This is a genomic window from Aminobacter sp. P4_D5, from assembly GCF_056401815.1.
The window spans coordinates 13590-29593 of sequence record NZ_JBFUIP010000016.1 but is presented as its reverse complement, the minus strand read 5'-3'; the positions used below and the strand labels follow the sequence as shown (position 1 = coordinate 29593).

15 protein-coding genes are annotated in these 16004 nt (G+C 61.6%); 12 read left to right on the top strand and 3 right to left on the bottom strand.

Annotated elements, in window-relative coordinates:
- Positions 1–175 precede the first annotated feature (175 nt).
- Together AC1DWF_RS06100 and AC1DWF_RS06095 are read right to left on the bottom strand one after the other, a co-directional pair.
- Positions 176–832 (bottom strand): NADPH-dependent F420 reductase, encoded by a 657-nt coding sequence (locus AC1DWF_RS06100; RefSeq protein ID WP_476789292.1) that lies wholly within the window; start codon positions 830–832, stop codon positions 176–178.
- A 10-nt stretch (positions 833–842) separates the two neighbouring features.
- Positions 843–1886 carry an LLM class flavin-dependent oxidoreductase gene (locus AC1DWF_RS06095; protein ID WP_476786125.1) on the bottom strand — a complete coding sequence of 348 codons (1044 nt, stop codon included), beginning with the start codon at positions 1884–1886 and terminating at the stop codon, positions 843–845.
- 113 nt (positions 1887–1999) lie between these two features.
- On the opposite strand from AC1DWF_RS06095, the gene AC1DWF_RS06090 reads away from it, so the two are divergent.
- Positions 2000–2368 carry a winged helix-turn-helix transcriptional regulator gene (locus AC1DWF_RS06090; RefSeq protein WP_476786126.1) on the top strand — a complete coding sequence of 123 codons (369 nt, stop codon included), beginning with the start codon at positions 2000–2002 and terminating at the stop codon, positions 2366–2368.
- Between the two features lie 7 nt (positions 2369–2375).
- Here AC1DWF_RS06090 and AC1DWF_RS06085 read toward each other — a convergent pair whose 3' ends face one another.
- Positions 2376–3488 carry an NAD(P)-binding domain-containing protein gene (locus AC1DWF_RS06085; RefSeq protein ID WP_476841518.1) on the bottom strand — a complete coding sequence of 371 codons (1113 nt, stop codon included), beginning with the start codon at positions 3486–3488 and terminating at the stop codon, positions 2376–2378.
- A 160-nt stretch (positions 3489–3648) separates the two neighbouring features.
- Between AC1DWF_RS06085 and AC1DWF_RS06080 the strand changes: the two genes are divergently transcribed.
- The 11 genes from AC1DWF_RS06080 (at position 3649) to nadE (ending at position 15879) form a co-directional block, all read left to right on the top strand.
- Positions 3649–4383: a FadR/GntR family transcriptional regulator gene (locus AC1DWF_RS06080; RefSeq protein ID WP_476786128.1), complete on the top strand. Its 735-nt coding sequence runs from the start codon at positions 3649–3651 to the stop codon at positions 4381–4383.
- A complete protein-coding gene (locus tag AC1DWF_RS06075; RefSeq protein ID WP_476789290.1) occupies positions 4380–5561 on the top strand; it encodes a PLP-dependent transferase in 1182 nt (393 codons plus the stop codon). The genes AC1DWF_RS06080 and AC1DWF_RS06075 overlap by 4 nt, the downstream gene beginning before the upstream one ends.
- Before the next feature lie 29 nt (positions 5562–5590).
- Complete coding sequence (locus AC1DWF_RS06070; RefSeq protein ID WP_476784539.1) at positions 5591–6868, top strand: ABC transporter substrate-binding protein; 1278 nt, start codon at positions 5591–5593, stop codon at positions 6866–6868.
- Positions 6869–7040: 172 nt separating this feature from the next.
- Positions 7041–7964 (top strand): carbohydrate ABC transporter permease, encoded by a 924-nt coding sequence (locus tag AC1DWF_RS06065; protein WP_476789294.1) that lies wholly within the window; start codon positions 7041–7043, stop codon positions 7962–7964.
- A complete protein-coding gene (locus tag AC1DWF_RS06060; protein ID WP_476784540.1) occupies positions 7964–8812 on the top strand; it encodes a carbohydrate ABC transporter permease in 849 nt (282 codons plus the stop codon). The genes AC1DWF_RS06065 and AC1DWF_RS06060 overlap by 1 nt, the downstream gene beginning before the upstream one ends.
- Before the next feature lie 4 nt (positions 8813–8816).
- Complete coding sequence (locus tag AC1DWF_RS06055; RefSeq protein WP_476784541.1) at positions 8817–9887, top strand: ABC transporter ATP-binding protein; 1071 nt, start codon at positions 8817–8819, stop codon at positions 9885–9887.
- A gap of 90 nt (positions 9888–9977) precedes the next feature.
- Positions 9978–11087 (top strand): hypothetical protein, encoded by a 1110-nt coding sequence (locus AC1DWF_RS06050; RefSeq protein ID WP_476784542.1) that lies wholly within the window; start codon positions 9978–9980, stop codon positions 11085–11087.
- A 24-nt stretch (positions 11088–11111) separates the two neighbouring features.
- Positions 11112–13064 carry an asparagine synthase (glutamine-hydrolyzing) gene (gene asnB, locus AC1DWF_RS06045; RefSeq protein WP_476789289.1) on the top strand — a complete coding sequence of 651 codons (1953 nt, stop codon included), beginning with the start codon at positions 11112–11114 and terminating at the stop codon, positions 13062–13064.
- A gap of 17 nt (positions 13065–13081) precedes the next feature.
- Positions 13082–13345 (top strand): acyl carrier protein, encoded by a 264-nt coding sequence (locus AC1DWF_RS06040; protein WP_476786292.1) that lies wholly within the window; start codon positions 13082–13084, stop codon positions 13343–13345.
- Positions 13346–13354: 9 nt separating this feature from the next.
- Positions 13355–14887 carry a class I adenylate-forming enzyme family protein gene (locus tag AC1DWF_RS06035; RefSeq protein ID WP_476786291.1) on the top strand — a complete coding sequence of 511 codons (1533 nt, stop codon included), beginning with the start codon at positions 13355–13357 and terminating at the stop codon, positions 14885–14887.
- Positions 14887–15879, top strand: coding sequence for an NAD(+) synthase (nadE, locus tag AC1DWF_RS06030; RefSeq protein ID WP_476841521.1), 993 nt, complete (start codon positions 14887–14889; stop codon positions 15877–15879). Before AC1DWF_RS06035 ends, nadE begins: the two co-directional genes overlap by 1 nt.
- Positions 15880–16004: the final 125 nt, after the last annotated feature.

Sequence of the window (16004 nt, the reverse complement as noted above, 5' to 3'; positions counted from 1 at the left end):
GCAAGTAGCGACGCCCGGCAGCACGAACTGGTGAAGCAAGCTATGACCCGCAGGTTGCCAGGCGCTTCCTCGTTTGGAAAGTTGCGCGGTATGGCGAATTAGATGGCGGAGCCAGACGCGGTTTCAAGGCCCGCTGGCGCGACCTCTTAGGCTACCACAAGTGCGGGATAGTTTATCAATATACCTGTTCATACGTCCCTTGCAGAACGCGCGCCATTTCCGCCTGATTGAGGCTTGCCCCGAAGATCGGCGTACCGGTGACAAAGCTACGGCTTGCGGCAAGATCGCCAGCATCGACAGGATCGAAGCCGAGACGGTCGATGAACGCCGCCACCACGTGACGGGCCTGCGCGTCGTCACCCGCAACTGCAAGCGCGCGCCGATCGGGATCTCCGAAGGCCCGCGCCTCTTCTTCGATCTCATGGTAGCCCATGTGATTGAAGCTGCGCACGATCAGCGCCTCGTCCAGGTAGTCCTGGATCACCTCGCTGCTTGAGCGATCACCTTCGAATTCGGCCATGGTTCCGTCAGTCGGCGCCCAGTAGTTCATGGCATCGACCACGATCTTGCCGGCAAACAATTGGGGGCGAAGGTTGCGGTACTTCGACAAAGGCAACGCCAGAACCACGATATCGCTGCCGGCGATCACTGCTTCCGCCGTCTCCGCCTTGGCACCGGGCACCATGATTTCGACCAGCAGTCCGATCTCGGCCGGCGGCCTGGATGTCGCGATCTTGACCTCGTAACCCGCCGCGATGGCGCGGCGGGCGAGCGCGGTGCCGACACGGCCGGCGCCGAGGATGCCGATGGTCTTCACGTCAGCGGCTTTCATGCTGTTTCTCCTAGATCTTGGCGGTGCCGAGTTCAGCATCGACAAGCGGCTTGACGCGCGTGCCCAGCAGCTCGATCGAACGCAGGAACTCTTTCTGCGGCAACTGCCCAACGTCCATCTGGAAGAACTGGCGCATGTGACCGATGCTCTTGTGCAAAGCGACGATGCGTTCGGCAATCTCTTCGGGGGCGCCGACAAACAGCGCACCACCACCACTGGCTTCCTTGTCGTAGTGATGACGCGGCGGCGGGGCAAACCCACGAATCTTGCCAAGCGACTCCATTACCGCATGCCAGTGGATCCAGAAGCGCTCCTTCGCTCCAGTGGCGTCATCGCCGACGTAGCCTGGGCTTGCGACCGAAACCTTGATCTGCGCTTCCGGAATGTTCGCCTGTGCTGCGGCACGCCGGTAGAGATCGGCGAGCGGGGCAAAACGCGATGCCTGGCCACCGATGATGGCGTAGGAAATCGGCAGGCCGAGCAGCCCCGCGCGCACCGATGAATGCGGGTTACCGCCGGTCGCCAGCCAGATTGGCAGCGAACCGCTCTCAGGGCGCGGCACGACCAGCGCATCGTTCAGCGCCGGGCGGAACTTGCCGCTCCAGGTGATGGCTTCGCTCTCGTTGATCTTCAGCAGAAGGTCGAGTTTCTCGGCATAAAGCTCGTCATAGTCATTGAGGCTGTGGCCGAAGAGCGGAAAGGATTCCGTCGACGAACCGCGCCCGGCGGTGATCTCGGCACGACCGTTCGACAGGGCGTCCAGCGTCGCGAACTGCTGATAGACGCGCACCGGATCATCTGTGCTGAGAACGGTGACCGCGCTTCCGAGCTTGATATTTTTCGTGGTCGAAGCAGCTGCGCCGAGCACCACTGTCGCAGCGGACGCCGGCATCTCATAGGTGTGGTGTTCGCCGATGCCGAAATAGTCCAGCCCGACTTCATCGGCCAGCTGAATGGCCTCCAAGAGGTTGCGCGTGGCTTGGGCCGTCGAGCCGAGCTTGCCGGTGACAGGATCCTTCTGGACATCGCCAAAGCTGTAGACGCCAAGTTCCATGTTCGTTTCTCCTTCGCTGGCGTCGCTCCTTGCGGAGCCATGTCGCCGTCAGTATATATTCGTAACCTGGCCTAATATTGTTACTGTCCGAATGGACGCAAGGAGGCACATCCATGTTACCTGAACCGAGCGGCTTGCTTGATATGTGCAGGCCCGTCCGCCAGATCCTGGCGCGGGTCGGCGACAAGTGGAGCGTGCTGATCGTCATGGCGTTGCGCGACGGCCCGCGCCGCTTCAATGAGATCAAGCGCGCCATCGGAACGATTTCGCAGCGCATGCTGACGCTGACGCTGAAAGGCATGGAACGTGACGGCCTGATCAAACGGACCGTCTTCCCGACCAAGCCGCCACGCGTCGACTATGAGCTGACCGAATTGGGGCATTCGCTGCGCCGGCCGGTGGAAGAGCTGGGCCATTGGGCGATCGCGCACGAGATGCTTATCGCCAAGGCACAACAAACGTTCGACCGCGACGCCGCCTGATCGGTCCTCAGATCAGGCCGAGATGCCCTGTCAGTTCCCGCGCAGCGGCGGCGCCGGCCCGGTTGGCGCCGATGGTCGAGGCGGAAGGACCGTAGCCGACAAGGTGGATGCGCGGGTCCTTGGCAATTTGGGTCGCCAGACGACCGGACATGAAGATGCCGCCATTGTCCTCGCGGATTTGCAGCGGCGCCAGGTGATCGAGCGAGCTGCGAAAGCCCGTGCACCACAAGATGACATCGGCCTTCTGCTCGGTACCGTCAGCCCAGCGGACGCCGTCTTCGGTGATCTCGCTGAACATCGGCAGCCTGTTGAGGATACCGCGTTCGCGCGCAGCCTTGAGCGCGGGCGTCCATGGAATGCCGGTGACCGAGACGACCGAACCAGGCACAAGCCCGCGCCGGACCCTGTCTTCGACGATGGCAACGGCGGCGCGTCCATCCTMGGGGGTGAACGGTGTCTCGCGGAATTGCGGTTCGCGGCGCGTGACCCAGGTAGTGGACGCAACGCGCGAGATTTCGTCGAGCAATTGCAGTGCCGAAATGCCGCTGCCGACAACGATGACGTGCTGGCCGGCGAATTCATCCGCGGTGCGGTAGTCGCGGGTGTGCAACTGGCGACCCTTGAACTGGTCGGCACCGGGATAGGTCGGGATATATGGTGTTTCCCAGGTGCCGGTGGCATTGATGATGCCGCGCGCCGAAAATGTTTCCCGGTCGGTCTCGATCCGGAAGCGTTCATGGCGTTCGCAAACGACCCTGACCGTCACCGGCCGGTAGACAGGCAAGTCGAATTTCTGTTCGTAGGCGGCAAAATAGCGGGGGACCGCGACGGAGGCTTTTACTTCGGTGAGGCCAGTTTCGATGACATCGGCAAACTGCATGCCCGGCAGGTCATGGACGCGGTTGACCGTGCTCAGCGTCAGCGACGGCCAGCGATATTGCCAAGCCCCGCCTGCTTCGGGCGACTTGTCGAGCACCACATAGCCCTTGCCCGGCATAATGCCGAGCCCCCTGAGATGATAGGCCGAGGAAAGCCCGGCCTGACCGGCGCCGATGACGACGATGTCGGTCTTGAGGATGGCGCGAACATCGCGCCTTTCCGAGCTTTCATCCGTCTTCATTGCAGCAGTTGCAGAATCTTCAATGGCCATTCCCGAGCCTGAGATAAGGGGCTTTGGATTTCAAGTCGGGCCGTATCTTCAAAACGTGACCCAACGGAATTGACATAGCATAGGTTACATGCAGAAATTGGTCTGACCATTGTACCAATTGGATGCCGAGTTGACCGACGCCAGCCTTCCCCCGATCCAGGCGACCGCCCGCGACGACGCGGTGCTCAATGCGCTCGCCGACTTCGTCATGCAGGAAGGCCTGCTGCCGGGCGACCGGTTGCCGACTGAGCGCGTACTGTCGGAACGGTTGAAGGTCAGCCGCACCACGGTGCGCGAGGCGCTGACGCGCTGGGAAGGTCTTGGCCTGGTCGAGCGTCTGCAAGGCAGCGGCACCTTTCTCAAGGCAGCGGTGTCGCGCGACATGCTGCATTTGCCGCTGACATTCGCCTCGGGCAACGACTTTGAAAGCCTGATGCACACGCTTGAAATTCGTCGCGGGCTGGAGGCGGAGGCGGCAGCTTTATGCGCCTCGCGTGCCGGCACAGTCGAACTTGCCCTCATCAGGCAGAAGCTCGAGACGATGGAAGAAGCCTTTCACAGCCGCGCCGGCATGTCCTCGGACGAGGACTGGGATTTCCACCAGGCGATCTACCGGGTTTCGGGCAATCCGCTGTTCGAACAGATCATCTCGGCCATGCACGAACTGTTCCACCGCTTCTGGGAACATCCGCTTGGCGTGCGCGATTTCGGCCATGCCAGCTTTCCCTATCACCGTACGATCTACGAGCGCATTGCTGCTGGAGATGCCGAGGGCGCTCGCACCGAGGCCCTGAAACTGATCGCCACCGTGGAGGCCGACCTCAGGCGCGGTGCCGCCAACCTCAAACTTGCGGACAACAAATGAGCAGCAATTTCGAGCGGGATTTCATTGCCGAGGCAGCGACATTGCTTGCCCATGACGAGCCCTTTCCCGGTGGCGCCGTCGTGCCGCCGATCTACCAGACCTCGCTGTTCACCTTCGATAGCTATGCCGAGATGGCCGATGTTTTTGCCGGCCGTAGCACCAAGCCGATCTATTCGCGCGGCAACAATCCCACTGTGATGGAGTTCGAAAGCAAGATCGCGGCCCTTGAAGGGGCTGAAGCCGCGCGCGGCTTTTCGAGCGGGATGGCGGCGATCAGCTCTACCGTGCTCGCCTTCGTCGGCGCGGGCCAACGCATCGTTGCTGTCCGCAACTGTTACGGCGATGCCTATCGCCTGTTCGAGAGGCTCTTGCCGCATCTTGGCATCAAGGTCGACTATGTCGATGGCTCGGACCCCGACGCGGTTGCTGCAGCGCTTCCAGGTGCTGCGATGCTTTATCTGGAAAGCCCGACCTCGATGATGTTCGAGCTCCAGGACCTCGAAGTGCTGACTGGCATAGCGCGCGCGCACGGCATCGTTAGCGTCATCGACAATTCCTGGGCGACGCCACTGTTTCAGAAGCCGATCCTGCATGGCGTCGACCTCGTCATGCATTCGGCGTCAAAATATCTCGGTGGCCACAGCGACACAGTCGCCGGCGTTGTTGCCGGATCAGTCGAACATATCCGCCGCATCAATGAGCGTACCTATCCCTATCTCGGCGCCAAGCTGTCACCCTTTGAGGCGTGGCTTCTGCTGCGCGGTCTGCGCACCCTGCCGCTGCGCCTGCCCCACCACATGAAGAGCGGGCTGACCATCGCCGAGCGACTGAAGGGCCACGCCCACGTCGAGCGGGTCAACCATCCCGCCTTCTCCAACCATCCGGGCAAGGCGACGCTGTCAGGCTATTCCGGCCTGTTTTCCTTCGAGGTGACCGACGACATCGACGTGCCGGCCTTTACCGATGCACTGAAATTATTCCGCATCGGCGTCAGTTGGGGTGGTCATGAGAGCCTTGTGGTGCCGGCGCTCGCCTCGCTGCAGCAGACGCCGGATGCCAATTCCATCGGCCGGTTCGGGGTCAGCCCGCGAACCATCAGGCTGAATGTCGGGCTGGAAAATGTGGAGGATCTCTGGGCCGACGTCAGTCGCGCCTTTGAGGGTGCAAAAAGAAAATAGCTTCAAAACCAAGAATGGGAGTGATTGGAATGAAGAAATACAGCCTGTTGTTGGCGACGGCCTTGGGCCTCGCTCTTTCTGCCGGATCGGCACTGGCCGACTCGACCATCAAGATGGTGGAGGTCATCACCAGCCCGCCGCGTACCGAGTTCATCAAGAAGCAGATCGCCGAATTCGAAGCTGCCAATCCGGGCATCAAGGTCGAGCTCGTCTCACTACCCTGGGGCCAGGCCTTCGAAAAATTTCTGACCATGGTGCAGGCCGGGGACACACCTGATGTGGTCGAGATGCCCGAGCGCTGGCTCGGCCTCTACGGCACCAACGGCCAGCTCGAGGATCTCGCGCCCTACATGGCCAAGTGGGGTGACGCCGCGACGCTCGGCGACCGCGCCAAGCAGTTCGGCTCGGTGGTCGACGGCAAGCAGTACATGCTGCCCTACGGCTACTATCTGCGCGCCATGTTCTGGAACAAGAAGCTGTTCAAGGAAGCCGGCCTCGACCACGCGCCGACGACGCTCGACGAGTTCATGGACGCCAACAAGAAGATCTCGGCGATTAACGGCAAGTACGGCTACTGCATGCGCGGCGGCCCCGGCGGCTTCAACGGCGTGCAGATGCTCATGAACATCGCCAACGGCAAGGGCGGCTACTTCAACGAAGACGGCACCTCGACGATCAATGAGGAAGGCTCCGTCAAGGGCCTGCAGATGCTGGCTGACATCTACAAGGCAGGCTATGCGCCCAAGGACAGCGTCAGCTGGGGCTTCAACGAGATCGTCACCGGCTTCTATTCCGGCACCTGCGCCATGCTCGATCAGGATCCGGACGCGCTGATCGGTATCGCCGAGAAGATGAAGGCGGAAGACTTCGCGGTGGCGCCGATGCCGGCGGGACCGTCGGGCAAGTCCTATCCGACGCTCGGCTATGCCGGTTGGTCGATGTTTGCCAACTCCAAGGTCAAGGACGACGCCTGGAAGCTGATGTCGACACTGCTTTCGCCGGCAAACAACATCGCCTGGGCCAAGGAAGTGGGCGTACTGCCGATCCACAACAGCGCCGCCGATGATCCGCACTTCAAGACCGAGCAGTTCAAGGGCTGGTTCGAGGAGTTGAGCAACCCGGACAAATTCGAGTTCGTCACGCCTCCGGTCCATCTCGAAAACCTCGGCAATTTCTACGACCAGGTCTCGATCAAGAACTTCCAGGAAGTGCTTCTCGGCCAGCGTACGGCCAAGGACATCGCCGACGAGTGGTCTGCCTTCCTGACCAAGGAACAGCAGGACTGGATGGCCAAGAACAAGAAGTAAGCGGCCTCGGCGGAGCAGCGATGCTCCGCCGACCCGACAAGGGCTCCCTTGCTGCCCCCTCGCTCGGCCGCATAGCGGTCGTGTCGGCATCGCTGCCAAGCCTTTTCTCCCCTTGGGACGAGGCCGAGCAAGCGAGGGGGCGATTTTTTTCGCCATGACGAAAGCAATCGCCATGACCACTGCAGTCACCGGATTGAGAGCACCCGAAAAGGTGAGGCGCGGGCGTTCATCGCTGCCCGGTCTCGAACCCTGGCTCTATCTCAGCCCGGCGCTCATCCTGCTTGTCACGGTGTTGCTTGTGCCGCTGATCGTCGGCATCAGCTATTCGTTCCGCAAGTTCTCCGCCTTCAAGTCCGAATATGTCGGCCTTGGCCAATATCAGGTGATGTTGTCGGACCCGCTTCTCGGCCAGGCGTTGTTCAACACGCTGTGGTGGACAGCAGGCAGCCTGTTTTTCCAGTTTTTCCTCGGGCTCGGGCTGGCATTGCTGCTCGACCGGCCCTTTGTCGGCCGCAAGCTCGTCCAGGCCGTGGTGTTCCTGCCCTGGGCGGTGCCATCGTTCCTGTCTGGCCTGACCTGGGCCTGGTTGTTCAACCCCATCGTCGGACCGTTGCCGCACTGGCTTTACGCACTTGGCCTGCAGGCGGAACCGACCAGCATCCTGTCCGACCCCGCGACCGCCATGTGGGGACCGATCATCGCCAATGTCTGGTTCGGTGTGCCGTTCTTCGCCATCACGCTGCTCGCCGCGCTGAAGTCGATACCTTCAGAACTGCATGAGGCGGCGGCCATAGACGGCGCCTCGCCATGGCAGCGCTTTTCCAAAGTGACGCTGCCGTTCCTCGCGCCGACAATCGCCATCACCGTCATGCTGCGCACGATCTGGATCGCGACCTTCGCCGACCTGATCTTTGTCATGACAGCAGGTGGTCCGGCTGGCGCCACCAATACGGTCGCCACCTACATCTATGTCAGCGCCTTCAAATCGCTCGACAAGGGCTACGCCTCGGCAGTCGCGGTGCTCCTGCTTGTGCTGCTCATTTTCTATGCGGTCGTGCTCATCGGCATCCGCCGCTCGCTTGCGAGGAATTCGTGATGATTGCCGGACGCTCGACTTCCTCGCGTATCCTCGGTGGCATTGGGCTCTATTCGGCCGTCGGCGCCTATGTGATCTTCGCGCTGTTCCCGATCTACTGGACGCTGAAGATCTCGGTCACGCCGCAGTCGCTGCTCTATTCCGAGGGCATCACGCTGTGGCCCTCGGCAACGACGTTCGAGAACTACGCCACCGTGCTCAAGGCAACCGATTTCCCGCTCTATTTCTTCAACTCAGTAGTGGTCTCGGTGACCACCGCACTCGTCGTTACCGTCATCGCCTCGGCCGCCGGCTACGCCATGTCGCGCTTCTCGTTTCGCGGCAAGACGACGGTTGCGATCGCGCTGTTGCTGACGCAGACCTTCCCGCTGGTGATGGTCATCCCGCCGATCTACCGCATCATGGGTGAGATCGGTCTGACCAACAGCCTGACGGGGCTCATCATCATCTACACCGCCTTCAACACAGCCTTCGCCACCTTCCTGATGCAATCCTTCTTCGACGGTATCCCGAAGGACCTTGAGGAGGCGGCGATGATCGACGGCTGCACGCGCCTGCAGGCACTGCGCCGCATCATCATTCCGCTGACACTGCCCGGCATGGGCGCCACCTTGGGTTTTGTCTTCACCGCCGCCTGGAGCGAGCTTTTGTTTGCGCTGATGCTGATCTCCAGCGAGGGCCAGAAGACCTTTGCCGTTGGCCTGCTCACCTTCATCGGCAAGTTCGCCGTCGACTGGGGGCAAATGATGGCGGCCTCGATCCTGGCTCTCATTCCCGTCTGCATCTTCTTCGCATTCCTGCAACGCTATCTCGTGACCGGCCTGACCGCCGGCGCCGTCAAAGGATAGGACCATGGCCTCCGTAACACTCGACAAGGTCCAGAAGAACTACGGCACCCTCAACGTGCTTGAGGCGGTCGACCTGGAGATCGCGGATGGCGAGTTCGTGGTTCTGGTCGGACCCTCCGGTTGCGGCAAGTCCACGCTGCTCAGGATGATCGCCGGGCTGGAAGAGATCTCCGCTGGCGAAATCCGCATCGGCGAACGCGTCGTCAACGACGTGGCGCCCAAGGATCGGGACATCGCCATGGTGTTCCAATCCTATGCGCTTTATCCGCACATGAACGTCGCGGCCAACATGGGCTTCAGCCTGACGCTCAGAAAAACCGAAAAGCAGGCGATCGATACTCGCGTGGGCGGAGCAGCCAACCGCCTCGGCCTCAACACGCTGCTCGCGCGCCTGCCGCGCCAGCTTTCTGGCGGCCAGCGCCAGCGTGTCGCCATGGGCCGTGCCATCGTGCGCGATCCCAAGGTGTTTTTGTTCGACGAACCCTTGTCCAATCTCGACGCCAAGCTGCGCGTGCATATGCGCACCGAGATCAAAGCGCTGCACCAGCAGCTCAAGACCACGTCGGTCTATGTCACCCACGACCAGACCGAAGCCATGACCATGGCCGACCGCATCGTCGTCATGCATGACGGTGTCGTCCAGCAGGTTGGCGCGCCGCTCGATCTCTACGACCATCCGGTCAACACCTTCGTCGCCGGCTTCATCGGCTCGCCCGGCATGAACTTCCTGCCGGCGACGATCAAACGAACCGGCGAAGACGCCGGCGCAATCCTGGCCAATGGGCAGAAGCTGCCTGTGCTTGCCAGCCTGCCAGTGAGCGACGGCGACAAGGTGACTGTCGGTCTGCGGCCCGAGCATTTGCATCTTGCTTCCGATGGCGACATTTCAGCCGAAGTCGAAGTCGTCGAACCGCTTGGGCTGTCGACGCAGTTCTACGCCAAGCTTGCCGGCCAGCAGGTTTGCGTCTTTGCCATGGGGCGTGTCGCGGTCAAGCCGGGCGATGCGGTTCGCCTGTCTGCAACCGCTTCCGACCTGCATCTGTTCGACCCCGAGACCGGGCGGCGGATCAACTAGCCAGGCCCGGTTCAGAGTTCTCTAACACCTCTGCGGTATGCGTCTGATCGAGTGCAACCTGTGTTGCGTAGAGCAGATCGACAAACAGAGATGAGCGAAGTCCGTCCCTTTACAGCTCCGGATGTTCCGGTGGTCGCGGAGATGTTTCAGCGCATCCTTCGCAAGACCAGGCAACCGGCGACAAGCTCTCTCGAGGCCTATCTGCAAGAACTCTTCCTCGATGCCCCCGACGCCCAGCCGGATATCACATCGCTGATCCACAAGCGCGATGATGGAAGTGTCTCGGGCTTTCTCGGCGTCCTGCCGCTCGCGCTCGAATTCGAGGGCAGGCCACTGCGCGGTGCCCTGTGCGGAACGATGATGGTTGACCGGCACAAGGAGGATCCTTTTGCCGGCGCGCGCCTGGTGCGCGCCTTTTTTGCCGGCCCGCAGGATATTTCGCTGACCGAAACGGCCAACGATGTCTCGACGGCGATGTGGCGCAAGATGCGCGCAACCGTGCTGCCAGACTACAGCCTAGAATGGATCCGCGTCATTCGACCGGCCGGCTTCATGGTCGAACTCGCCGCGGCCGGCATAAGTGCTGCGCGCCTCTTTTCACCGCTGGCACGGCCTATCGATGCCCTGATCCGCCGGCGCTCAACGGATAACGATGCGCATTGGTCGCATTTCACGCCGCCTCAAAAGGCCAGCCTCGTGGATGCTGACGTGGATGAAGACGAGTTGCTGGACCTTATCCCCAAACTCGCCGCGCATTACCCGATGCGCCCAACCTGGCAGCGTGACACGCTCGCCCGCACCATCGTTCATGCGCGACGCAAGGCAAACTACGGCCAAGGCGTGCGCCGTGTCGTGCGCACTGGCAGCGGCCATCCGGTCGGCCTCTACATCTACTACGGCGATAGCGGGCGCATCGGCCGTGCCATCCAGGTGATGTCCATGCCCGGCCAGGAGGGTGCGGTCATAGACAACATGATCGCCCACGCCGCATCGAACGGGCTGGTGGCCCTGCGCGGGCGTACGCAGCCGGCTTTGCTCAATGCCATGCTGGGACGACGGTTTGCCTTCGTCCACGCCTCGTCAAGCATCGTGCATGCGCGCGATCCCGCACTGGTCCAGCCATTTCTCGACGCAAAGGCATTCTTCAACGGATTTGCCGGCGAGTCATGGTGCAGGTTGATGGGGGATGGGTTTGATTGACGATCCAACCAGGATTGCAACCTGATGTGCGGGATAGCGGGCTATTGCGGGCACGCGGTCGGCGCGGACGACGCGCGTGCGCTGCTTCAGGACATGACGGGCGCATTGCGGCATCGCGGCCCTGACAATGCGGGCCTCCATGTCGGCAAGGCCGCCGGCTTGGGACATCGGCGACTTTCGGTCGTCGGCATCGCCGATGGGCACCAGCCCATGGTGAGTGCCGATGGCCGCGTTCATATCAGCTACAATGGCGAGATCTTCAACTACGTCGAACTGCGCGATGCGATGAAGCAGCGCGGACGCGTTTTCAAAACGTCGTCCGACACCGAGGTCATTCTCCATCTCTATGACGAGATGGGACCGGATTGTGTCTCGCTCCTCAATGGCGATTTCGCCTTCGCGATCTGGGACGAGCGCCGCAATCGCATGATGCTGGCCCGCGACCGAATGGGTGTGCGGCCACTCTTCCACACATGGCACAACGGCACCTTGTTCTACGCCTCCGAGGTAAAGGCGTTGCTGCAGGTGCCAGGCATCGTCGCGCGGATCGATCCCGTTGCGCTGGACCAGATTTTCACCTTATGGGCGCCGATCGCGCCCCGCACTGCGTTCGCAGGCATATCGCAATTGCCGCCCGCCCATATAATGCTGATCGAGGGCGGCCAGGCGACGAGCAGGCCCTATTGGCATCTTGCGTTTCCTGAGCAAGACGACCCTGGCGACAATCGATCGGAAACTGTGCTCGCGGAAGAACTGCTTATCCTTCTCGAGGACGCCACACGAATCCGGTTGCGCGCCGATGTTCCGGTCGGCTCATACCTGTCGGGCGGCATAGACTCATCGATGATCGCTGCTTTGGCGGCAAGGAAGGTTCCGCAAGGCTTGCGCACCTTCTCCGTCACCTTCACCGATGCCGACTACGACGAGAGTGCCTATCAGGCTGAAATGGTCGAGAGGCTCGGCACTGCGCACAGTTCGGTCGCCTACCGTGCCAGCGACACCGCGAGCCTGTTTCCTGAGATCGTAAACGGCACCGAGCAGCCTATCTTGCGCACCGCGCCCGCGCCGCTGCATCGCCTCGCCCGTCACGTTCGTGAGCAGGGCATAAAGGTGGTGCTGACGGGGGAAGGCGCGGACGAGATTCTTGCCGGCTACGATCTTTTCGCGGAGGCGCGGGTGCGGCGCTTCTGCGGCCGTCAGCCCCACTCGCGCATCAGGCCGCACCTGTTTCGCAAGCTCTATCCCTACTTGCCAGCCCTTCAGCAACAGACGCCGGAATATCTCGCCGCATTCTTCGGTGCCGGCATCGACGCCACGGAAGACCCCTTGTTTTCGCACCGGCCCAGGCTGCGCAGCACCGCGGCGACCAAGATGTTCTTTTCCGATGATCTGCGCGCAACCCTGGGCGGCTATGATTCCGCCGAAGAGCTCGCTTCAACGCTGCCGGCTGACTTTAACAGGTGGCACCCGCTGCATCAGGCGCAATATATCGAAACGACGACGCTCCTGCCCGGCTACATCCTCTCCAGCCAGGGCGACCGGATGGCTATGGCGCATGGCATCGAGACCCGCTTTCCGTTCCTCGACCCTAGGCTTGTGGAGTTCTCCGCACGCATTCCGCCAAGGTTCAAGCTAAGAGGCCTTTCGGGCAAACACTTGCTGAAGATGGCGGCCCAGGGTCTTGTGCCCGAGACGATCATCAAGCGCCCAAAGCAACCTTACCGGGCGCCCGAGAGCGTGTCTTTTGCCGGGACCGGCGGCTACGTCAGCGAGCGGCTATCGTCCGCAGCACTTGCCGATGCCGGCCTGTTCAATCCGCGCACGACCGGCAAGCTGGTCGAGAAATGCCTGAACAAGCAAGCCGCCGGCTTTCGCGACAACGCGGCATTCGTGGGTGTCTTGTCGACACAGCTCTGGGTCGACCGCTTTGCCGGCAAGCAGCCTGCCGTTTCCGAAGAAACGGCCATCCTGACGTGAACCCCTGGAACAATGCCATGACCGAAACCACCAATGCCGAAATCCGCAGCTTCATCATCGAGAATTTTCTGTTTGGCGACGAGAGCACCCCACTCACCGACGACATGTCGCTCATAGAAAACGATCTGATCGACTCGACCGGCATCCTCGAACTCGTCGCATTCCTGGAGCAGCGTTTCGCAGTCACAGTCGCCGATGCCGATATTGTTCCGGCCAACCTCGACTCCATAGCCAAGATCAGCGCCTTCGTCGGCGGCCGCCTCGCCGCCCAGTCGGCCTAGCCCGTCGTTATGCGCGTTGAGGAGTTCCTGCGCGAAAGCGCGTGCAAACATCCCGCCAAGACCGCACTGGTCGCTGGCGCGCGCAGGTTGAGCTACGCCCAGCTCGACGACCTGTCGGATCGTTTGGCCTCAGCGCTGCACATCAAGGGCGTCGCGCGCGACGACCGCGTTCTGGTCTTCATGGACAACTGTCCCGAGGCAGTGATCTCGATCTTTGCGGTGCTCAAGGCCGGCGCGGTGGTGGTACCCATCAATGCCTCGGTGAAGGCCGATCGCCTTGGCTTTTTGATGCGCGACTGCCGCGCAAGTGCGGTTCTGACGCTGGCCCGGCTCCACGCCGTCGCATCCGACGCCGCGCGCGACGCACCGGATCTCCGTCTGATCGTGGTGTCTGGGGATACCGCCTTGGGAGAAGCCGTCTCCTTTGAGGCCTGCCTTGAAAAAGCACCCACACTGCCCGCGCATGGTGGCATCGATATCGATCTGGCGATGCTGATCTACACGTCCGGCTCCACGGGAGAACCCAAGGGCGTCATGATGAGCCATCGCAATGTCGAGGCAGCGGCTTCGTCGATCGCGACCTATCTGGTTGCCAGCGCTGACGACATCGTTCTCAGCGCGTTGCCGCTGGCTTTCAGCTACGGGTTCTACCAGCTGATCGTGACAGTCCGCAGCGGCGGAACGCTTATTCTCGAAAAGTCATTCGCCTATCCCTATGCGGTGCTCGAAGTGATGCGTACCGAACGCGCGACAACGCTGCCGCTGGTGCCGACCATGGCCGCGATGCTGTTGCAGATGAAGGGTCTTGGCCCAGAAACGCTGCCTGACCTCCGCACCATTACAAATGCTGCTGCTTCCTTGCCACCCGACCACATCGGCAAGCTGCAGGTGCTGTTTCCGGCGGCGCGAATTTATTCGATGTACGGCCAGACCGAATGTGCCCGCTGCACCTACCTGCCGCCTGAGGCGCTTTCCAAGCGGCCTGAATCGGTCGGCGTCGCCATTCCGGGCACYGAATTGTTCATCGTGAATGAGGACGATGTCGAGGTCGGGCCTGATATGCCAGGGGAGCTCGTGGTTCGCGGGCCGCATGTGATGCAGGGCTACTGGGAGAATGACCAAGAAACCGCTCGCGCGCTTCGGCCTGGCCGTCGCCCCTGGGAGAAGGTGCTGTTCACCGGCGACCTCTTCAGCCGCGACGAGGATGGGTTTTTCTATTTCGTTGCCCGCAAGGACGACATCATCAAGTCGCGCGGCGAGAAAGTGGCTCCAAGGCGGGTGGAGGCGGTGCTCCATGATTGCCCCGGTATCGCCGAGGCTCTGGTTGTCGGTATCGCCGATCCGGTCTTGGGCCAGGCGATTCATGCCATTGTGGTGCCCTCCGACCCTGACCTGACGCAGCGCGACGTGCTGCGCTTTTGCGCCCGGCGGCTCGAAGATTTCATGGTCCCCAAGACAGTGGAATTCCGCGACAGCCTGCCTAAGACCGATAGTGGAAAGCCCAGCCGGCGTCTGGCGGCGGCGATGATGGAGACCAAATGATGCGCGCGACGAGTGATCAAGAGACGAGCGGACTGTTCTCGGTGGCCGCGCTCGATATCGATTGCGCAGCTGAAGCCGACAGAATCGCCACAACCATGCGCGCACAAGTGCGCGGCTTGAAGCGGCGCGGATATGTGCTTGGCCTGTCGGGCGGCATCGATTCCAGTGTCTGCGCGGCCCTCGCTGTTCGGGCGTTTGGCGCAGCAAATGTCTTCTGCATCTTCATGCCGGAGCACGATTCCGATCCGGAAAGCCTGCGGCTCGGACGTGCGGTCGCAGCCACATATGGCATCGAGGCCGTGATCGAGGATATCGGCCCGATGCTTGAAGCCATGCGCTGCTACGAGCGCCGCGATGCCTGCATCCGCGAGGTGGTGCCGGACTTCGGCCCCGGCTGGACGTCGAAGATCGTCTTCGCCAACGCGCTGACGACCGGTGGCTACAACATCTCCTCGCTGGTCGTTCGCGCGCCCGAMGGCAAGACCGAAAAACACCGCCTGCCAGCACCGACCTATCTGGGTATCGTCGCGGCCACGAACATGAAGCAGCGCACGCGCAAACAGATGGAATATTACCACGCCGACCGCCTGAACTACGCGGTGATCGGGACGCCCAACCGGCTGGAATATGATCAGGGCTTCTTCGTCAAGAATGGCGATGGCGCTGCCGACATCAAGCCGATCGCACATCTCTACAAGTCGCAGGTTTATCAGTTGGCTGCCTATCTCGGCGTGCCCGAGGAAATTCGGCAAAGACCGCCGACGACCGATACCTATTCGCTGCCCCAGACGCAGGAAGAGTTCTACTTCGCCGTGCCTTATGCCCAGATGGACCTGTGCCTCTATGGCCTCAACAACGGCTGGAGTGCCACCGACACGGCGAAGGCGGTCTCGCTGACCGATGAACAGGTTGCCTCAATCTGGCAGGACATCGCGGCCAAGCGAAAAGCTGCGCGCTATCTTCATCAGCAACCACTGCTGGTCGAAGCATGATGCAAGCGTAGCAACATTGGCGGCTCTGTGGCCTCTTCTGCCGGGATGCGCAAAGCACTCGATTTCGATGGAGTGCGCCTGGAAGGTCGATATCAGGCTCGCCCGAACGGGGTAATCGCCGAGTA